This is a genomic window from Arthrobacter sp. ok362, from assembly GCF_900102785.1.
In the GTDB taxonomy this organism is placed as follows: Bacteria; Actinomycetota; Actinomycetes; order Actinomycetales; family Micrococcaceae; genus Arthrobacter.
On sequence record NZ_FNGC01000019.1, the window covers coordinates 58,893 to 77,134 of the forward strand.

The window sequence follows — 18,242 nt, forward strand, 5'->3', positions numbered from 1 at the left end:
ACCGTCACATTCACTGTGGGGTTCAGCGGCCGCTGAGTCACCTCGTGTCCTCATACCTTCTCGCGGGGCCGGTCAACTACGGTCTCCGGCTCTTCGACTGTGAACTCCTTGCTGCGGCGCGGGAAGCCCCAGAACCTGCCTTCCTTTGCCTCCACCCGGGGCTCCGGGCGTTCCTCAGTTTCCCGCGCGGCATCCTTGCTGGTATCCCGGCGGAAATCTTTGTTGTACTGGTAGCACATCACTGACCTCCTTGATGGTGATTGCCCTTTAATCGTCCCTCCGAAGCGGCGGCGCGTCGATACTCCGCGGCTGCCCTTTTCCGCCTAATCGGCGTACGACATGCCGGTCCAAGGGTTTCACTGCGAGCTGTCCGTCGACGCAAGGCGGTCTTCCCGCCCCCACGGGCCGCGGCTAGACTCTGTCCACGACAACACCGGTCACCGCCGCTGACCGCCACTCCCCTGTTATCACAGCGGCCCATGTACTCTGCCTTAGAACCAGAGAGTGCGCGCCACGCCCCGCAAAGGATGTACAGCCATGACCGTCCCGCCCAACGCTTCAGCCCCTGGCCCTGGCTGGTATCCCGACCCTGCAGGCTCGGGCCGGCTTCAGTGGTGGAACGGTTCGGCATGGACCGGACAGTTCAGCGCGCCCCCGTTCCAGGCAGCGCCGGCCCCACACCCGGTGGCACCGCGCAGGCGCATCAGTGACCGGACACCGGTCTACAACCCGTACATCTGGACGATCGTGGCCCTGCCGCTCGTGCCGCTCATCCTGCTCATGTTCTGGAACCCGGTGCTCCGGCTGCGCACCATAGGCACGCGGCAGGTCCAGACAATTGATCCGGCGTCGATCTTCACGGCGCCTTATTTCCTCCTGGTATCCATCAGCTTCGTGGTCTACGGAGTGTCCGCACTCCTGGCGTACCTGGACTGGGACCGGCTGCGCAAGGACGGCGTGGTCCGGCCGTTCCACTGGGCGTGGGTGTTCCTCAGCCGGGAACTCTACGTGATTGGCCGCTCCGTGATCGTCCACGGGGTGGCCCCGCGGCGCGGGCTCGCCCCGGTGTGGGCCACGATCGGCGTCACCCTGCTCGTGGTGGTGCTCACGGGCCTCAAGATGTCCGCCATCGTGGCCACCCTGGCGAACCAGGCCGCGACGATATAAGTCGCTCCAAGAGGCGAATTGCAGCCCCTCGAGCCGCCGGCTAATTTAGCGGGGCGGCCTCGGCGGTGACGCCCGACCCGGCAGCGACGCCCGGCGCCGCAGCGGCGCCCGGCTCGGCGCCCGTGACGATGGCCTTGGCCTCCGGGGACGTGGACTTGGTTGCCAGCACTCTGACCACGGACTGGAGCTCCTGGCGCAGCAGGTCCGGGTCAATGGGCGTCGCGGCGAGCACAGAGCGTTCCATGTCGGCGGCCGCGGTGACGGCTTGGCGCCCCTGGTCAGTCAGCGACACCACCTGGCTGCGCCTGTCCGAGGTGCTGCGCTGCCGCGAAATGTGGCCGTGCGCTTCCAGACGGCTCAGTGTCTTGCCCATGGTCTGGGCCTGGACCCGGACGAGTTGGGCCAATTGGGCTTGCGTCATAGGCCCATTCGCCGAGAGCACTTCCATGGCGATCACCCCGGCATGGGTAAGGCCAATGGCCCCCAATTTTTCGTTCCAGGAGTGTTCTACAAGACGTGCTGCCGTGGACAATAGGCGGCCCGTGGGCCAGCGATCCATATCAGGCATACCCATGAGTATAGCGAGCAGTGGATTCGTCCGGCGCCGATCGCGTCACTACGCTGGATAGACACCCCACTTCGCGCCACACCTCACCAAGGAGACACCCGTGCCTGAGCGACTCACCGCCGGTGCCACAGCACCGGATTTCACCCTCAAGAACGCCGAAGGACAGGACGTCAGCCTGCGCGATTTCCGGGGCCGGAAGACCGTGATCTACTTCTACCCGGCGGCTTCCACACCCGGATGCACCAAGGAGGCCTGCGATTTCCGGGATTCCCTGGGCGCGCTTCAGGCCGCAGGTTATGACGTGGTGGGCATTTCCCCTGACCCTGTCGGGAAACTTGCGGCGTTCGCGGCCGCCGAAGGGCTGACCTTCCCGCTGCTCTCCGACGAGGACCACTCCGTCGCCGAGGCTTATGCGGCCTGGGGCGAAAAGAAAAACTACGGCAAGACCTACGAAGGCCTCATCCGCTCCACCATCGTTGTCGACGCCGACGGCCAAGTCGCCGTCGCGCAGTACAACGTCCGGGCCACCGGGCATGTCGCCAAACTTCGCCGGGACCTGAAACTCGACGCCTGATAGGTACAATGGTGCCTGGCGACCGCCACCGGGGTTCTTATCCCGGGACGACGACGGCGCCGCGCGCGAGTGGTGAAATTGGCAGACACGCAGGATTTAGGTTCCTGTGCCTTCGGGCGTGGGGGTTCAAGTCCCCCCTTGCGCACAGAGAGAACCCCGGTCTTCGGACCGGGGTTCTCGTCGTTTCCAACAGTTTTTAGCGGTTTTTAGCGGTTTTTCAGCGGTTTTTCAGCGGTTTTGAACAGGTCAAAAAGAATTTCACGTCCGCACCCATCCGTTTCCTGCGAGCAGCCGAATACCCAGTGAGACACCAACCAAGGGTCGGTGTCCGACAGTCGGGAAAGGCCGCAGCGGCAACGTTCGCCGCAGGCAACCATCGGCACAACAAAGGAGAAACCGAAATGCAGAACATCAAGCGCACCACGTTCGCCGTTGCAGGTATCGCAGCTGCCGCCATGCTCAGCCTCACTGCCTGCGGCGGATCCAGCACCACCGCTTCGTCGGCCCCCGCCTCCGCGGCACCGTCGAAATCCAGCATGGCACCGTCCCCGTCCATGAGCGCCTCAGCCGCAGCCATGGATCCGGCTGCCAACCTTGTCGGCTCCGGCTGCGCAGCCTACGCCGCCAAAGTTCCGAGCGGTGCGGGCTCCGTCTCGGGCATGGCACTTGACCCGGTAGCCACCGCGGCTTCCAACAACCCCATTCTCACCACCCTGACCGCCGCCGTTTCCGGCAAGCTCAACCCCAAGGTCAATCTGGTGGACACGCTCAACAGCAGCGAATTTACCGTCTTCGCACCGACCGATGACGCCTTCAAGAAGATCGACCCGGCTACGATCGCGGCCCTGAAGACGGACGATGCCACGCTGAGCAAGATCCTGACCTACCACGTGGTCCCCGGCAAGATCACCCCGGACCAGATCGTCGGCACCCACAAGACGGTTGAGGGCGGTTCGGTCACGGTCACCGGCACCAAGGACGCCCTCAAGGTTGACGGCGCCAACGTTGTCTGCGGCGGCGTCCAGACCGCCAACGCCACTGTCTACATGGTCGACTCAGTTCTGATGCCCAAGTAGGCAGCACAAGCCCTCCTGCCGCGGCTCCAGCCTGACTCCCTGGACCATTAGGAGAAGCGAAGGCCCGCACCACCAGGTGCGGGCCCTCGCTTTTGTGACAGGAACCGCCGGTGGCCGACGGCCGGCGACGGTGTGCCACAAGAGCTGGCGGACCCGGCCGTCAACTAGACTGGGGCTGTTCCGCAGCCGGCGGACCATCCAGTTTCCAGAGGTGATTCTCGAGTGCCCAGCAGTACAGTGCCCAGCAGGACAGTGCGGCGGATTGCCGCCAGCATCGGGGCCGCTCTCCTTGTGCTGCCGCTCGCGTCCTGCACGGGCAGCCTCGGCCCGGCACCCAGTTCTGCAACCGCCTCTTCCACCTCCAGCGCGGCACCTACCGCTGTCTTCACCTTCGGCACCGGCTCGGAGCCGCTGGGGCTCGACCCTGCCCTGGTCTCCGACGTCGAGTCCTACCGCGTCACCCGGCAGGTCCTGGAAGGCCTTGTGGGCGTGGACCAGACCACCGGCGAGCCCACACCGCTGCTGGCCACCGAGTGGTCTCAGACCGATGAGGGACGGACCTACGAGTTCAAGCTGCGCGCGAACGTCAAGTTCCAAGATGGGACGCCCTTTGATGCCGCCGCGGTCTGCACCAACTTCAACCGCTGGTTCCACTTCTCGCAGGCCCTCCGCAAACAGGCCTCGGGCACCACATTCAAGGGTGTGTTCAAGGCCCACGCGGACCAGGCCCCGTTGTCCATCTACAAGAGCTGCAAAGCCGTGGCGCCGGACAACGTGCGGATCGGCCTCAGCCAGCCCTTCACAGGATTTCTCCAGGCCCTCACCCTCCCGGCCTTCGCGATCTCTTCGCCCAAGGCCCTCGCCGCGGAGCACGCGGACGACCTGAACCAGAGCCGGGGCGGGCAGCCAGTATCCGCCTACGGCCTCCACCCGGTGGGCACCGGACCGTATGTCTTCGGCTCCTGGGACTCGGGCAGCGTCACCCTGGCCAGCAACAAGGACTATTGGGGCGACAAAGGACAGATCGGGACCATCAAGTTCGTGACCTACGATCAGCCGCAGACCCGGATGCAGGCACTCCTGGAAGGCAAGATCGACGGCTACGACGCGGTCACCGTGGGAAACTTCGATCAACTGGTCAAGAGCGGAAAGCAGATCATCCAGCGGGACCCCTTCTCCGTGATGTACCTGGGCATGAACCAGGAAGTCCCTATCCTGCAGAACCTCAAAGTGCGCCAGGCGATCGAGATGGGGCTGGACAAGGACACGCTGATCCGCCGGTTCTTCATCGACAACACAGCCCAGGCATCCCAATTCATTCCGCCCAAGCTCAGCGGCTTCAACAACAACGCCCCTGCGCTCGGCTACAACCCGGGCAAGGCCAAGGAACTCCTGGCCGAGGCCGGCTACAAGGGTGAGCAGCTGAAGTTCTACTACCCGCTCAACGTCACCCGGCCCTACCTCCCGACGCCGGAAAAGGTGTACGCCGAAATCAGCCGGCAACTGACCGCCATCGGGCTCAACATCAAGCCTGTGCCCGTGGACTGGGCAGACGGCTACCTGCAGAAGGTCACCTCCCCGGGCGACCACGCCCTGCACCTGCTCGGCTGGAACGGCTCGTATTCGGACCCTGACAATTTCGTGGGCCCGCTCTTCGGCGAGAACACCGGCGAATTCGGCTACCAGGATCCCCAGGTCTTCTCCAAGATCGCCCGGGCCCGGGGCTTGCCGGATGGCACGGACCGCACTTCGCAGTACCAGACCATCAATGCGCAGATCGCGGCCACCGTGCCCGCGGTTCCCATTGCCTTCCCGATCTCGGCACTGGCGCTCTCGGACCGGGTCCTGAAGTACCCTGCGTCGCCGGTGCTTAATGAAGTTTTCACAAATGTCGAGCTAAAGCCTTGACGCCCGGGGCCAATTTCAGTTAGTGGGCGGTGCGGGATATTCTGTGACTGCCAGAGCCGCTGCTATCGGAGACTGATTGTGACTTTCATTTCCAAGACCCAACATGCCGACGTCGTCCTGATTGGCGGCGGCATCATGAGCGCCACTCTCGGTGCTTTCATCAAGCAGCTTGAGCCGAACTGGACCATCTCCCTGTTCGAGAAGCTCGACGAACCAGGACTGGAAAGCTCCGGCCCATGGAACAACGCCGGCACCGGACACGCGGCCCTGTGTGAGCTTAATTACTCCCCCGCAGCCAAAGACGGCTCGGTGGACCCCGGCAAGGCCCTGAACATCAACGAGCAGTTCCAGCTGTCCCGCCAGTTCTGGTCCCACCTCGTCTCGAATTCCCTGATCGGCTCCCCCAAGGGCTTCATCAACACCGTTCCGCACATGAGCTTCGTGATCGGCGAGGACCACACCAAGTTCCTCCGCACCCGCTACGAGGCCCTCAAGCCGAACCCGCTGTTCCGCTCGATGGAGTACTCCGAGGACCACGCCCAGATCGCCAAGTGGGCCCCGCTGATCGTCAAGGGCCGCGACCCCAAGCAGCGGGTCGCGGCAACCCGCGCCGCCGAGGGCACCGACGTCGATTTCGGCGCCCTGACCCGCGAGCTGACCACGTACCTGGGCAACAACGGCGTGGAGATCAACTACGGCCACAACGTCAGCGACATCAAGCGCGCGTCCGGCGGCGGCTGGGATCTGTCGCTGAAGCACGCCGAAAGCGGCGAGCACGGCTCCATCCACGCGAAATTCGTCTTTGTCGGTGCCGGTGGCGGCGCCCTGCACCTGCTGCAGGCCTCCGGCATCCCGGAAAGCAAGGGGTTTGGCGGCTTCCCGGTCTCCGGCCAGTTCTTCCGCTGCACCGACGAGGCCCTCGCGGCCCAGCACAGCGCGAAGGTCTACGGCCAAGCATCCGTCGGCGCCCCGCCCATGTCCGTGCCGCACCTGGATACGCGCTACGTCAACGGCAAGCGCTCCCTGCTGTTCGGCCCCTACGCCGGCTTCTCCACGAACTTCCTCAAGAACGGCTCCTACCTGGACCTGCCGCTGTCCATCCGCCCCTCCAACATCATCCCGATGCTGGCCGTGGCCAAGGACAACATGGACCTCACCGCCTACCTGATCAAGGAAGTCGCCAAGCGCCACGGCGACAAGGTCGAGGCCCTGCGGGAGTACTACCCCGAGGCCCAGGACGGCGACTGGGAGCTCATCACCGCCGGCCAGCGGGTCCAGATCATCAAGAAGGACCCGAAGAAGGGCGGCGTGCTGCAGTTCGGCACCGAGGTCATTGCCGGACGTGACGGCACCATCGGCGCCCTCCTCGGCGCCTCCCCGGGCGCGTCCACGGCCGTGCCGATCATGATCGAGCTGCTCCAGAAGTCCTTCCCCAAGAACTTCAAGGGCTGGCAGTCCAAGCTCAAGGACATGATGCCTGGCTACGGCGTCAAGCTCAACGACAACCCTGAGCTCGCCGCACAGCTGGAGGCCCAGACGGCCAAGACGCTGCAACTCGAACAGGTCACCGCCCGCAACTAAGCCGGGGCCGGATCACAGCTGGTTTACACTGCTGGTTTGGGATCGCTGCAACTCATTGACGTCCCCGTTTGCAGTATGTTTTCGACCCACCAGGAGACCATGAGATGTTCCGGCTCGCAAAGCTCTCGCTCGCCAACCGGGCCCTGATCGCGCTGATCACCGTGTTCGCGTCGGTATTCGGCGTGATCACGATGTCCTCGCTGAAGCAGGAGCTGATCCCGTCCATCGAGTTCCCGCAGATCACGGTCATCTCCTCCATGCCCGGCGCGTCGCCGGAAGTCGTCGACAAGCAGATAAGCGCCCCGCTGGAAACGGCGCTCAACGGCGTCGAGGGCCTGGAGTCGACGTCGTCGACGTCGCGCAACGGCGTCTCCCAGATCACCCTGGCGTTCACTTACGGCACCAACCTGGACCGGGCCCGGAACCAGATCGACCGCGCAATCTCCAACGCCAAGCAGGCGCTACCGAAAGACGTCCAGCCGCAGGCGATCGCCGGGAGCATCAGCGACTTCCCGATCGTGTTCCTGGCCGTGTCCTCGGATAAACCCCTCAGCGAACTGAACGCCGACCTTGCCCGGCTCAGTGTCCCCCGGCTGCAAAAGCTCGACGGCGTGAGGGGCGCCGACGTCACCGGCGGCGCCACCGAGCACATCCAGATCCTACCGCGGCCCCAGGACCTGGCGGCGTCGGGTGCGAGCATCCAGTCCATCAGTGAGGCGCTGAAGAACAACGGCGCGCTGGTTCCGGCCGGCACCATCGAAGAACAGGGCAAGACCCTCTCGCTGCAGATCGGCAGCCCGGTGGATTCCCTCGACGCCATCAAGGCCCTCCCCCTGGGCGCGGCCCGCGATGCGGCGACGATCGGCAGTGTGGCGGATGTCAGCCTGGTCGAGGACGCCCGCACCTCCATCACGCGAACGAACGGCAAGGAAACCCTCGCTCTGTCCGTGACCAAGAAGCCCGAGGGTGACACCGTCGCGATCTCCCACGCGGTCAAGGACGCCATCCCCCAGCTCGAGGCAGAGCTTGGCTCCAACGCCAAGTTCACCCCGGTCTTCGATCAGGCGCCGTTCATCGAGAAGTCCATCAAGGACCTCACCACCGAGGGCCTGCTGGGCCTGGGCTTCGCCGTCGCCGTCATCCTGGTGTTCCTCATGTCCGTGCGCTCCACCTTGGTGACTGCCGTGTCCATCCCGCTGTCCCTGTTGATCACGTTCATCGGGCTCTCGGCCACCGGCTACTCGCTCAATATCCTGACTCTGGGCGCGCTCACCATCGCGATCGGCCGCGTGGTGGACGACTCGATCGTGGTCATCGAAAACATCAAGCGGCATCTGAGCTACGGTGAAACCAAGATCACGGCGATCCTGACCTCTGTCCGCGAAGTAGCCGGCGCCATCACGGCCTCCACCCTGACCACCGTGGCCGTCTTCCTGCCGATCGCCTTCGTCGGCGATCTGGCCGGGGAGCTGTTCCGGCCGTTCGCCCTGACAGTGACCATCGCCCTGCTCTCATCGCTGCTGGTTTCGCTGACCATCGTGCCGGTGCTGGCGTACTGGTTCCTGCGCACGCCCGCCGACTCCGCTGTCGGTGTGCGTTCCGCTGGTTCTGCCGCCGGCATTGCCGCCAAGGCGCATGCAGCCGAGCAGCGCACGCTCCTGCAGCGCGGCTACCTGCCCGTCCTCGCCGGTACCCAGCGGCACCCGGTCCTCACGCTGATCGCCGCGGCACTGGTGCTCGGCGGAACCGTGGCGATGTCCCCGCTGCTCGCCACCGATCTGCTCGGCCGTTCCGGCGAGAACAGCATGACCGTCCGGCAGGCCATGCCGGCGGGCACCAGCCTGGCCGAGGCCAGCGCATCGGCGATCCGGGTCGAAGGTGTCCTGCGCGGCATTGACGGGATCAAGGACGTCCAGTCCACCACCGGCAACGCCCAGACCGGTTTCTCGGCCCTGCTCTCGTCCGGCGCATCGAATTCGACGTTTACGGTGGTGACGGACGAGAAGGCCAACCAGGGCAAGCTCCAGGACACTGTCCGCGGCGAGCTCGCCCAACTCGGCGACGCCGGCAAGATCACCGTCGGTTCCCAGCAGGGCGGCTTCGGCACGTCGTCGACCGTGGATATCACCCTCAAGGCGGCCACGACCGCTGACCTGCGGACCGCCAGTGACGCGATGGTCAAGGCCATGGACGGGGTCCCGGGCAGCAGCGAGGTGGCCACCAACCTGGCCGCCAGCCAACCGGTGGTCCAGGTCAAGGTGGACCGGGCCAAGGCCGTCGCGGCCGGCCTGAACGAGGAGCGCGTGGCCGGGGTCCTGGCCGCCACGATCAGCCCGATTCCAGCGGGGACAGTCCGCATCGACACCAACGACTTCCCGGTCCGGATCGGCAAGGGCACCCGCTTCACGAGTATCGCCGCAGTCCGGGAGATCCCACTCCCGACGGCGGCCGGCACCGTCCCGCTGGGCAGCATCGCCTCCGTGGAACAGGTCGACGTGCCTGTCTCCATCACCGCCAGCAACGGCCAGCGCACCGCCCGGGTCTCGGTGACGCCGTCGGGTGCCAACCTCGGCGCGGTCAGCACCGAAGTGCAGAACCGCCTCAAGTCAGTCCAGCTGCCGCCGGGGGTCACCGCCACAATCGGAGGCGCTACGACGCAGCAGGCCGATTCGTTCCGGCAGTTGGGCCTCGCGCTGCTGGCCGCAGTCGCGATCGTCTACGTGATCATGGTGGCTGCGTTCAAATCCCTCATCCAGCCGCTGATCCTGCTGGTGTCCATCCCGTTCGCGGCGACAGGAGCCATCGCCCTGCTCGTGGTGACCGGGGTGCCGCTGGGACTGCCGTCGCTGATCGGCATGCTGATGCTCGTGGGCATCGTGGTGACCAACGCGATTGTGCTGATCGACCTCATCAACCAGTACCGCCAACCCCGCAACGGGGAGCCCGGGATGGGCGTGGCGGACGCCATCACGCATGGTGCCCGCCAGCGCCTGCGCCCCATCCTCATGACGGCCCTCGCCACGGTGTTCGCCCTGACGCCCATGGCACTGGGCCTGACCGGCGGTGGCGGCTTCATCTCCCAGCCGCTGGCAATCGTGGTGATCGGCGGCCTGATCTCCTCCACCGCCCTGACGCTCATCCTTGTTCCAGTTCTTTACCGGCTCGTGGAAGGACGCCGGGAGCGGAAGGCCCTGCAGAAGTCCCTGCCCCGCGGGCGTCATTCCGGGCCGGCCAGCGTGGCCGAGGACTTCCCGGATGACTTCCCCGAAGACGTTGCCCTGCCAACCGGTCCGCACTAAGAAGGACTCGGCAGCCCGGCCTTGGCCCGCGATGCCTTGGGTGTGCTGTGGGTTCCGGGCGTCCTGTGGGTTCCGTGGGTTCCCTTGGAGAGCCTCAGCAGCCCGACGGGCGCCGCGGCAGTGCCCCGGTGACGGGGCCCGCCATGGCGGTGGCCACCGGAGGCCAATGCTGTGACGGGTGGGGGCGCAATGGGGGCCAGCACCTCGCGCGCCGGGTTCCCCGAATAGGTTGCATTCTCCGGGACATCTTCGCCTTTCATCAGCAGAGCGTCGGACCCGAGCGTCGAGCCATCGTGCATTGTCGCCCCGTAATTGATGAAGGTTTCCACGCCGAGGGAGCACCGGTTGCCGATCACAATGTGGCCGGACTTGAACGTCCCGTCCTCCATGGAGTGCCCCTGAATGTGAACTCCCTCGTTGAACGTACAGTCATCGCCAATCGTGACCAGGGTCTTTTCCGGCATGTTCATGCCGCCGTCGTAGAGCCGCTTGCCCACCTTGACGCCCATCATTCGCCAGATCAGGGGCTTGAAGGGGGTCCCGTTGAGCGGCGCCACGGCCAGAAGTTTCCAGAGACGTTCATGCCGCCAGAAGTAGGGATCGTAGATGGAGCAGTATTGCGGCTTCAAATGACGGAAGCCCATCACCGAACGCTCCACCAAAATGCTGAATAGCACGCGGAACACCACCAGGGCGAGCATTGCCCCGGCTACTGCCAGCACGCCGAGGAAGCTGTGGGCCGACACTGCAACTGCGCCAGCGAGCGTGGCAGCTAGCAGGTTAACCCAGCGCACGGCGACGAAGAGCACCATGCTCACTATGTTGTGCCGGTTCTTGGCCGGGAGGAGCCGGTTCATGGCGTCCGCGATCTTGAGTTCGTCAAACTCGGCGTCACGCTGAACGGAGCGGGGAATCTCGAATGCGGGCGAGCCCAGCAGCCCGACGTCCCTCCGGAGCGGGCCGTCGATCGGAATCATCACTTTCGTGGCCAGGAGGCAGTTCTCGCCCGCGCGCGCGCCAATCGGAAAGGTGATGCTGTTTCCCAGGAAGTTGTGGCCGGCGATATGTACCCGTGAGAGGCGGAAGGACGTGCTCGTGTAATCAGCGTTCATCACGTTCAGGCCGTCCGACACCATGGTTCCTGTCCCTACCGAGGAGAGGAAGGGCGACTCGTGGGCCAGCGTGGGGCCGAAGTTTGATCCTGTCTGCTCCACTTTGCCCAGGTCCCAACCGAGTGCCCGCAAGTAGTGCACGATGTAGGAGCTGTCGCCGAAGATGTCCTTGTACAACCTGACGTTCGAGAGGCGGACGATCAGCCGATGGATCGAAAAGTGCCAGCCGTAGAGCGGATAGACCACCTCAGGTTTGAGGAAACGGTTCAGCAAACGCGGAACGCAGACGACGCCGACCAGACCGGTGATCAGTCCGCCAATGAACACCACGAGTGTCACGGCAATCACATCGACGAAGAACGTGTAGGCGCCCAACTGCAGGTGGTCGGTGGCCAGGTAGCCCGGCAGGAACGTGGCCAGGCCGAGGATGGCCGCCGGGACGACCAGGACCAGACGGTTGAACAACTGGAGCAGGCTATAGGTGACCCGCCGGCGGGTGCTGCACTGGGCGGCCGGGACGCGCCGGTAATTGGCGCTGGCCCGTACGGCAGGGGAACCGTGCCACACCTCTCCCTGGGGCACGGCCTGGGACGGCTGAAGCGATGACGCATGTCCGAGCTGGCTGTCGTCGCCCATCGCCGTACCAACGTCCAGGGTGCATCTCTCGGAGACGAGGACGTTCCTGCCCAGCGTCACCGGGCCCATCTCGATGTTCCCCGCGTGCGCCCGGTAGCACAGGATCCAGGTGTCTTTGTGGATGACGGTATTGTCTCCAATGGTCAGCAGGTCCGGGCACCCGGGCACGTGGCGATCGAAAATGACGACCCCCTTGCCGATCTTTGCGCCCAGGAGCCGAAGGTACACCACATAGATCGGCGAACCGACGAACAGCGCGAGTGGATTTGCCCTCGTCAGTGTCTTGACCACCCAAAAGCGGAGATAGGCCACGCTCCATATCCGGATGCTGCCCGGCTTCCACCGCCCGACGAGGACCCATTTGGCGATGATTGGGGTCACAGACAGGACCACGAACACGGCGGCGCCGAAACCCATGGTGCGAAGCCACATGTCCAGGAGGGTGGTTCCCCCCAGCGTCCATTCATAGCCAAATATCAGGATCCACGCGGTGTACATCGTGTAGCTAAGGAAAACCAGCAATTGGATGACACCGCAGAAAGCGTATTGGAAGGAGCTCACCGGGCGCGCCGGTGCCGCGGGCGCGGGCGCGGGGCCGGACTCCGGCAGGACCGGGCTGTTGACAGATTCACTGTGCCTGGCCTCGAGGCACGCGGCCAGCTGCCGTACCGTCGGGTTTTCGTAGATGTCCTGCATGGCTGCCGGCGGCAGTGCGGTTTCTTTCCTAATCCGGGCGCAGAAGCGTGCCATCATCAACGAGTCCCCGCCCAGGTCGTTGAAGAAATGGGCATCGGTAGACACCTTGTCAAGACTCAGCACGGAGCCAAGCTGCACCGCCAGGGCCTCTTCGGCGGCGGTCTTTGGGGCGGTAAACGACCCAGCGGCCGCCCCGCTGATCCTGTGCTCCGGACGGGGCAGCCGTTTCCGGTCCACCTTGTCACTGGCCATCATGGGCAGGGCGTCCAGCTCTTCGAAATAGGCGGGAACCATGTACCCGGGAAGCCTGGTGCGCAGCATCTGGTGGAGGTCGTGGGCGTCCACGCCCACGGCGCCCTGGCGCAGGGTGTAGTAGGCGGCCAGTTCCACAGTCCCGGGTTCCGGTTCGTAGGTCTGCACGGCCGCCTGCGCGATTCCGGGGAGCTGCAGGAGGACGGATTCTATTTCGCTCAGTTCGATACGGTAACCGCGTATTTTGACCTGGGTGTCGATCCGGCCGAAGTATTCGAGTTGCCCGTCCTCGTTCACCCGTCCAAGATCCCCGGTGCGATAGATCCGGCCGGAGGGATTGTTCTCGATTCCGAGGAAGTCCGGGACAAAGGCGCGGTCCGTCAGGTCCTGACGGTTCACGTACCCGCGCGCCAGGCCCACCCCTGCGAGGCCGATCTCCCCCGTTTCACCGCGCGGCAGGGCCCGAAGCTCAGCGGGATCCACGATGACCGCCGCGTAGGTGGGCAAGGGCACACCGAGGGACACTGGCTGGTCCGGGTCCAAGACCGACCATGTGGCAGTCACAGTCGCTTCGGTCGGGCCGTAGACGTTCAGGAAGCGGCGGCCGGGGCGGTGCCAGCGCATGACGAGATCCTTGGGGCAAGCCTCTCCGGAGACCAGCAGGAACCGCAAACCGGGCAGATCGTCGTCAAGGGTGGCCAGCAGCGTCGGTACGCAGCAAAGAGCCGTGATCCGTTTTTCCTGCAGGTACTCCGCGAGTTCGGCGCCCAACATGCTGGACCGGCCTGGCTTGGGCACCAGGGTGGCCCCGACCATCCAGGCGACCCAGATTTCCTCCACCGAAAAATCGAAGGCGATCGTCATGCCTTGGTACACGCGGTCCGTGGACTCAATCCCGTAGATGGCGGAGGCCACCCGGACGAAATTGCAGATGCTTGCCTGCTCCACCGCCACGCCCTTCGGCCGGCCGGTCGAACCGGAGGTGTAGATGATGTATGCCAGCTCATCCTTCGTCCCGCCATGGTCCGCACCGCTCAGGCGAGCGGTGTCCTTGGCGTCGATCTGCGCCTCCACATCATCAAGGCACACCGTCACAGCGGCCACTTCAGGTACCCGATCCCTCAGATGTGACAGTGACAGGATCATCGCTGCGTTGGCGTCTTCGACGATGTATTGCAGGCGATCAGGGGGAAACCCGGGGTCCAGGGGAACATAGGCCGCGTGGATCTTCAGGACGGCAAGCATCGCCACGTAGGCCCGCCACGGCTGGTCGAACAGCAACGCGATGCGGTCACCCGGCCGGGCACCGCACACCAGCAGATGCCGCGCCAGCTGGTTCGCCCGTTCGTCCAGCTCCGTGTACGTCAGGACGACGTCCCCTGCATCCACGGCAACCTGGGCGCCCATCCCCCGTTCCCGCAATTGGTCACAGCTGTCCTCAAAAAGTTGGTCCAACCGCTCGCCCCGACGCCAGCGCGCGGCCTGATCGGGCGCGGCCGAGGTCAGAACAGCTCCCCCTTCCGAACCGCCAATCATCGACATTTTTCCCCGCAACTCGGGGGGTCTGGTGAGGCCGTTGCCGATCCTCGCGGTCTTGCCCATCCTTTAGCTCCTTCGCTAGACGTGACGCGCCACGGCCCTGTCGCCCCGCGGGACAGGGGTAATATCCTGGCCAGAAATCACAGCCCACGTCTCGACCGGGGGGCCACCAGCGGGCATGAGGTGGTCCTCATGGCCCGCCATCGCTTCCTCGTGCGCCGGGGCCATGCCGAATGCCCGCCGGACAGAGCGCTCGGCATCCGCGAGCCGGTCGGCGTGCGTGACGGCTCCAACGGACGTCTCGGATATGTCGACGAGATCGAGGTCCACATCGGCGTCTGACAGGGCCTTGAGGAAGGTGCAGAAAATTTCCGGGGAAGAGCGCATACCCAGCCCGGTGATGGACACCCTGCCCACTTCGCTGTCGTGCTGCAAACCCTGAAAACCAATTGTTCCTTTTTCAGCATCCAGCACCGCCAGGGCGGTGCCCGCGTGGGCAGCCGGCACGATCAGGGCAACGTCGGAACGCCTCGTGCCCGGGCCGGCCGTATTCTGCACAATTGCCTGGACGTGCGCTCCCGAAAGCGAGAGGACGTGCAAGATGCGCGCCATGCTGTCCGGCTGGTCCGGAATTCCAACAACTGTGATTTTCGAAGCCGAGTTGACCCCGGCCACTCCAGTCACCTCGGGTTGCTCCCTTGCAGGCTGGAGGAGTGGATGACGGTCAAGGCCAGGCAGGATCAACGTCCCTGGCTCCGGCACGAAGGAAGACCTCACATGGATCGGAATACCGAACCGGCGGGCATATTCGACACACCGCAGGTGCAATACCTTGCACCCGGAGGCCGCGAACTCAAGCATTTCCTCGCTCGAGAGGACATCAATCTTTCGCGCTGCCGGGACAACCCGCGGGTCCGCGGTGTAGACGCCGTCGACGTCCGTATATATTTCGCAAATATCGGCCCCGAGGGCTGCGGCCAGTGCGACCGCGGTGAGATCCGAGCCGCCGCGACCGAGGGTGGTGACCCTGTTCCGCTTCTGCGTCCTGCCCTGGAATCCTGCAACGATAGGCACTTCACCACGGATCAAACTACTGCGGATGCGGTCCGGCCTGACATCGGTAATGTGTGCTTTGCCGTGGATGCTGTCGGTAATGAGGCCGGCGGCACTGCCGGTAAACGTGCGGGGCAGCTGGCCAAGATCCGCCAGTGCGATCGCCAAGAGTGCCGAGGACACAAGTTCGCCGATGCTCAGAAGGGCGTCGAGGTCCCCGGGAAGCGGTCGAGCGGAAACTTCCGAAGCGAGGTCGCAGAGTTCATCGGTGGTGTCCCCCATGGCGGACACCACCGCCACGACGCGATAGCCGTTGGTCCGCGTTTTGGCTATCCGCTCGGCCGCCCGAAGGATACCCGCGGCATCGGCCAGGGATGAACCACCAAACTTTTGTACAATGACACTTCCCGGGCGAACGGCCCGGTCGGTATCCGCTAGATCATTTTCGTTAAGAGCCGTTTCTTTGCGGGTACCCATTTCTCTCCCCGAAATCTACTTCGATTCTTGCAAGCCGTGCTGGCCCGTGGGGGCCGTCTCTGCCCTCTGTTCGGATGCTCAAATGGTTGATCCCAAGGCGACCGGCTCTCCGGTTACAGTCACTGCGGCCGCAGCGAGAATATCGAGTCCCTTCTGCAGATCTTCGGGGCTGATAGTCAGCGCGGGCATCGCCTTGACCACCTCACCTTCCGGGCCGGAGGTTTCCACCAGCAGGCCCCGGGCGAACGATTCAGCCGCAATCTTCCCCGCCGTCTGAGGGTCGGGGTAGTAAACACCCGCGAGCAGTCCCCGGCCACGGACCGTGGCGCCTTCGACGCCCGCTGCGATCTGTGTAAGCCCCTCGTGCAGCAGCGAAATGAGCCCTGCGACCTTCGACTGGAATCTGTCGTTCTGCCAGTAGTTTTCCAGGGCAGCTGTACCGGTGACGAACGCCGGGTTGTGCCCCCGGAATGTTCCGTTGTGCTCGCCAGGCTTCCAGATGTCCAGCCCGGGTTTGAACAGGGTCAGTGCCATAGGCAGTCCAAAGCCCGAGATGGATTTCGAGAGGCAGACGATATCGGGAGTGATGCCGGCCTCCTCAAAACTGAAGAATGTCCCGGTGCGTCCGCATCCGGCCTGAACGTCATCAACGATGAGCAGGATGTCGTGTTGGCGGCAGAGCTCCGCAAGGCCTTGTAGCCAGGACGCCCGGGCGGCCCTGAGCCCACCCTCGCCCTGGACAGTTTCCACGATCACCGCAGCGGGCTTATCGATTCCTGAGCCCCTGTCCTCCAAGGCCTGCCGGAGCCACAGGAAGTCCGGTACCTGACCGTTGAAAAAGCCGTCATAGGGCATGCTGGATGCGTTCGTCAGCGGAACGCCGGCGCCTTGCCGTTTCATTGAATTGCCCGTAACCGACAGTGATCCCAGGGTCATGCCGTGAAATGCGTTGGTGAAGCTCAGGACATGCTGCCTGCCGGTAACCTTCCGGGCGAGCTTCAGGGCCGCCTCCACGGAGTTTGTTCCCGTCGGACCGGGGAACATGACTTTGTAGTCCAAATTCCGCGGTTTGAGGATCAGCTCCCGGAAAGTTTCCAGGAAGCGCCGCTTGGCGGGCGTCTTCATATCGAGCGAATGAACGATTGAGCCCGAGAGAAGGTAGTCGACCAGCGGCCGCAACAGCACCGGGTTGTTGTGCCCGTAGTTCAGCGCTCCGGCGCCGGAAAAGAAATCCAGATATTCCCTGCCGTCTTCACTGTAGACGCTGCTGCCGGCCGCACGCTCAAACACGGTGTCCCAACTGCGGCAGTAGCTGCGGACCTCAGATTCCAAAGTTTCGAAGATATCCATCTGTAGATGTCCCCCGTAGTTCCGACTAGCGAAGTTCCCGAGCGTAGACACAGCCCAGGCCTTCCCGATGACGGGCTTGGAAGGGGGGACAGCGCAGCATCTGTGGCGCACCGACCGTTGCTTTCACGGGCCCGTATTTACTTACGTATCGAGGTTTTCTATACGTGAACTGGGCAGATCACTTGCACTGCCCGAATGCTTATCCGTTTCTCATCGTAATCTCAGCCAAATCACAGCACCTGAGTAGCGGGTACCTGTTTTTTCCTCTCAAACGGCTGATTAACTACCCGAAATCAGGAGAGGTCCAACGACTCTGGCGGCGCCTGGAAAAATGCACCGGCGCGGGGCTTCAGTTGGACGTGGACGCCGACGCTCTGGACGCCGGCTCGCAGGCGAATGGGAGAGCGAATGGGCGGTGAACGGGAGGGCGAATGGGAGGCGGTGTTTAGCTCTGCCGGCCCATTGCGTAGGCCACGGTGGCGTAGGCCAGGGCGCCCGACATTTCCTGGAGCAGTTCCTGGTTGGTGTTGGCGATGGTGTCGCAGGCCTCGTGGTAGCAGGGATCAAGGACCTTGCCGGCCGTCCCGCCAAAGGATTGCGCCTGGGCCTGGGTCTTCCTCCCCACATCGCCGGTGAACAGCCCGCCGCCGGGAATGCCGGCCGAGAGGAAGGCGTCGTAGTCGGAGCCGCCGTCAAAGGGCGTGCTCTCGGCGGGCAGCGCGTTCTCCTGGAAGTAGCGGAACAGGATGTCCTCGATCGCCTTGGACCCGGCCGGGCCGGCGTGGCCGAAATCCGACCCGTCCCCGTCATGCACGGACCGCACACCGTTGGGCGAGGCCGCCATGTCCACGTTCAGGTTCGCCGCGGTCTGGCCGATCTCGGCCTGGCTGAGTTCGTCGACGTAGTGCTGGGACCCGTAGAGGCCGTCCTCCTCGCCGCCCCAGAACGCGAACC

General features: G+C 64.4%; 12 protein-coding genes and 1 tRNA gene. 7 read left to right on the forward strand and 6 right to left on the reverse strand.

All coding sequences use genetic code 11. The features are described from left to right. Nucleotides 1-50: 50 nt before the first annotated feature. Complete coding sequence (locus BLQ10_RS19950; RefSeq protein WP_091564736.1) at nucleotides 51-239, reverse strand: hypothetical protein; 189 nt, start codon at nucleotides 237-239, stop codon at nucleotides 51-53. Nucleotides 240-537: 298 nt separating this feature from the next. Between BLQ10_RS19950 and BLQ10_RS19955 the strand changes: the two genes are divergently transcribed. Next, nucleotides 538-1,167, forward strand: coding sequence for a DUF2510 domain-containing protein (locus BLQ10_RS19955; RefSeq protein ID WP_091564737.1), 630 nt, complete (start codon nucleotides 538-540; stop codon nucleotides 1,165-1,167). 40 nt (nucleotides 1,168-1,207) lie between these two features. On the opposite strand, the gene BLQ10_RS19960 is transcribed toward BLQ10_RS19955, so the two are convergent. Next, nucleotides 1,208-1,726: a MarR family winged helix-turn-helix transcriptional regulator gene (locus BLQ10_RS19960; RefSeq protein WP_091564752.1), complete on the reverse strand. Its 519-nt coding sequence runs from the start codon at nucleotides 1,724-1,726 to the stop codon at nucleotides 1,208-1,210. A 109-nt stretch (nucleotides 1,727-1,835) separates the two neighbouring features. Between BLQ10_RS19960 and bcp the strand changes: the two genes are divergently transcribed. The 6 genes from bcp (at nucleotide 1,836) to BLQ10_RS19990 (ending at nucleotide 10,173) form a co-directional block, all read left to right on the forward strand. Then, nucleotides 1,836-2,309, forward strand: a complete 474-nt coding sequence (bcp, locus tag BLQ10_RS19965; RefSeq protein ID WP_091564738.1) for a thioredoxin-dependent thiol peroxidase — start codon at nucleotides 1,836-1,838, stop codon at nucleotides 2,307-2,309. A gap of 63 nt (nucleotides 2,310-2,372) precedes the next feature. After that, nucleotides 2,373-2,454: transfer RNA gene (locus BLQ10_RS19970), tRNA-Leu, on the forward strand. Between the two features lie 256 nt (nucleotides 2,455-2,710). After that, a complete protein-coding gene (locus BLQ10_RS19975) occupies nucleotides 2,711-3,385 on the forward strand; it encodes a fasciclin domain-containing protein (RefSeq protein WP_091564739.1) in 675 nt (224 codons plus the stop codon). A 237-nt stretch (nucleotides 3,386-3,622) separates the two neighbouring features. Beyond that, complete coding sequence (locus BLQ10_RS19980) at nucleotides 3,623-5,293, forward strand: ABC transporter substrate-binding protein (RefSeq protein WP_175558706.1); 1,671 nt, start codon at nucleotides 3,623-3,625, stop codon at nucleotides 5,291-5,293. Nucleotides 5,294-5,371: 78 nt separating this feature from the next. Next, the gene (locus BLQ10_RS19985; protein ID WP_091564740.1) at nucleotides 5,372-6,874 is read left to right on the forward strand and encodes a malate:quinone oxidoreductase; all 1,503 of its coding nucleotides are present in this window, start codon (nucleotides 5,372-5,374) and stop codon (nucleotides 6,872-6,874) included. A 104-nt stretch (nucleotides 6,875-6,978) separates the two neighbouring features. Further along, nucleotides 6,979-10,173 carry an efflux RND transporter permease subunit gene (locus BLQ10_RS19990; RefSeq protein ID WP_091564741.1) on the forward strand — a complete coding sequence of 1,065 codons (3,195 nt, stop codon included), beginning with the start codon at nucleotides 6,979-6,981 and terminating at the stop codon, nucleotides 10,171-10,173. On the opposite strand, the gene BLQ10_RS19995 is transcribed toward BLQ10_RS19990, so the two are convergent. The 4 genes from BLQ10_RS19995 to BLQ10_RS20010 form a co-directional block, all read right to left on the reverse strand. Continuing rightward, nucleotides 10,170-14,471, reverse strand: a complete 4,302-nt coding sequence (locus BLQ10_RS19995) for a Pls/PosA family non-ribosomal peptide synthetase (protein ID WP_091564742.1) — start codon at nucleotides 14,469-14,471, stop codon at nucleotides 10,170-10,172. The genes BLQ10_RS19990 and BLQ10_RS19995 overlap by 4 nt on opposite strands. A gap of 15 nt (nucleotides 14,472-14,486) precedes the next feature. Further along, nucleotides 14,487-15,938, reverse strand: coding sequence for an aspartate kinase (locus tag BLQ10_RS20000; protein ID WP_091564743.1), 1,452 nt, complete (start codon nucleotides 15,936-15,938; stop codon nucleotides 14,487-14,489). 78 nt (nucleotides 15,939-16,016) lie between these two features. Further along, entirely contained in the window at nucleotides 16,017-17,288 is a 1,272-nt protein-coding gene (ectB, locus tag BLQ10_RS20005) for a diaminobutyrate--2-oxoglutarate transaminase (RefSeq protein WP_091564744.1), read from the reverse strand. 445 nt (nucleotides 17,289-17,733) lie between these two features. After that, nucleotides 17,734-18,242, reverse strand: a 509-nt coding sequence (locus tag BLQ10_RS20010; RefSeq protein ID WP_139164298.1) for a M28 family peptidase, incomplete at its 5' end; no start/stop codon positions are given.

Bases quoted from the DNA above. Each gene is read 5' to 3' on its own strand.
- BLQ10_RS19950 (WP_091564736.1), bottom strand. From the start codon at position 239: ATGTGCTACCAGTACAACAAAGATTTCCGCCGGGATACCAGCAAGGAT.
- BLQ10_RS19955 (WP_091564737.1), top strand. From the start codon at position 538: ATGACCGTCCCGCCCAACGCTTCAGCCCCTGGCCCTGGCTGGTATCCC.
- BLQ10_RS19960 (WP_091564752.1), bottom strand. From the start codon at position 1,726: ATGGATCGCTGGCCCACGGGCCGCCTATTGTCCACGGCAGCACGTCTT.
- BLQ10_RS19975 (WP_091564739.1), top strand. From the start codon at position 2,711: ATGCAGAACATCAAGCGCACCACGTTCGCCGTTGCAGGTATCGCAGCT.
- BLQ10_RS19990 (WP_091564741.1), top strand. From the start codon at position 6,979: ATGTTCCGGCTCGCAAAGCTCTCGCTCGCCAACCGGGCCCTGATCGCG.
- BLQ10_RS19995 (WP_091564742.1), bottom strand. From the start codon at position 14,471: ATGGGCAAGACCGCGAGGATCGGCAACGGCCTCACCAGACCCCCCGAG.
- BLQ10_RS20000 (WP_091564743.1), bottom strand. From the start codon at position 15,938: ATGGGTACCCGCAAAGAAACGGCTCTTAACGAAAATGATCTAGCGGAT.
- ectB (WP_091564744.1), bottom strand. From the start codon at position 17,288: ATGGATATCTTCGAAACTTTGGAATCTGAGGTCCGCAGCTACTGCCGC.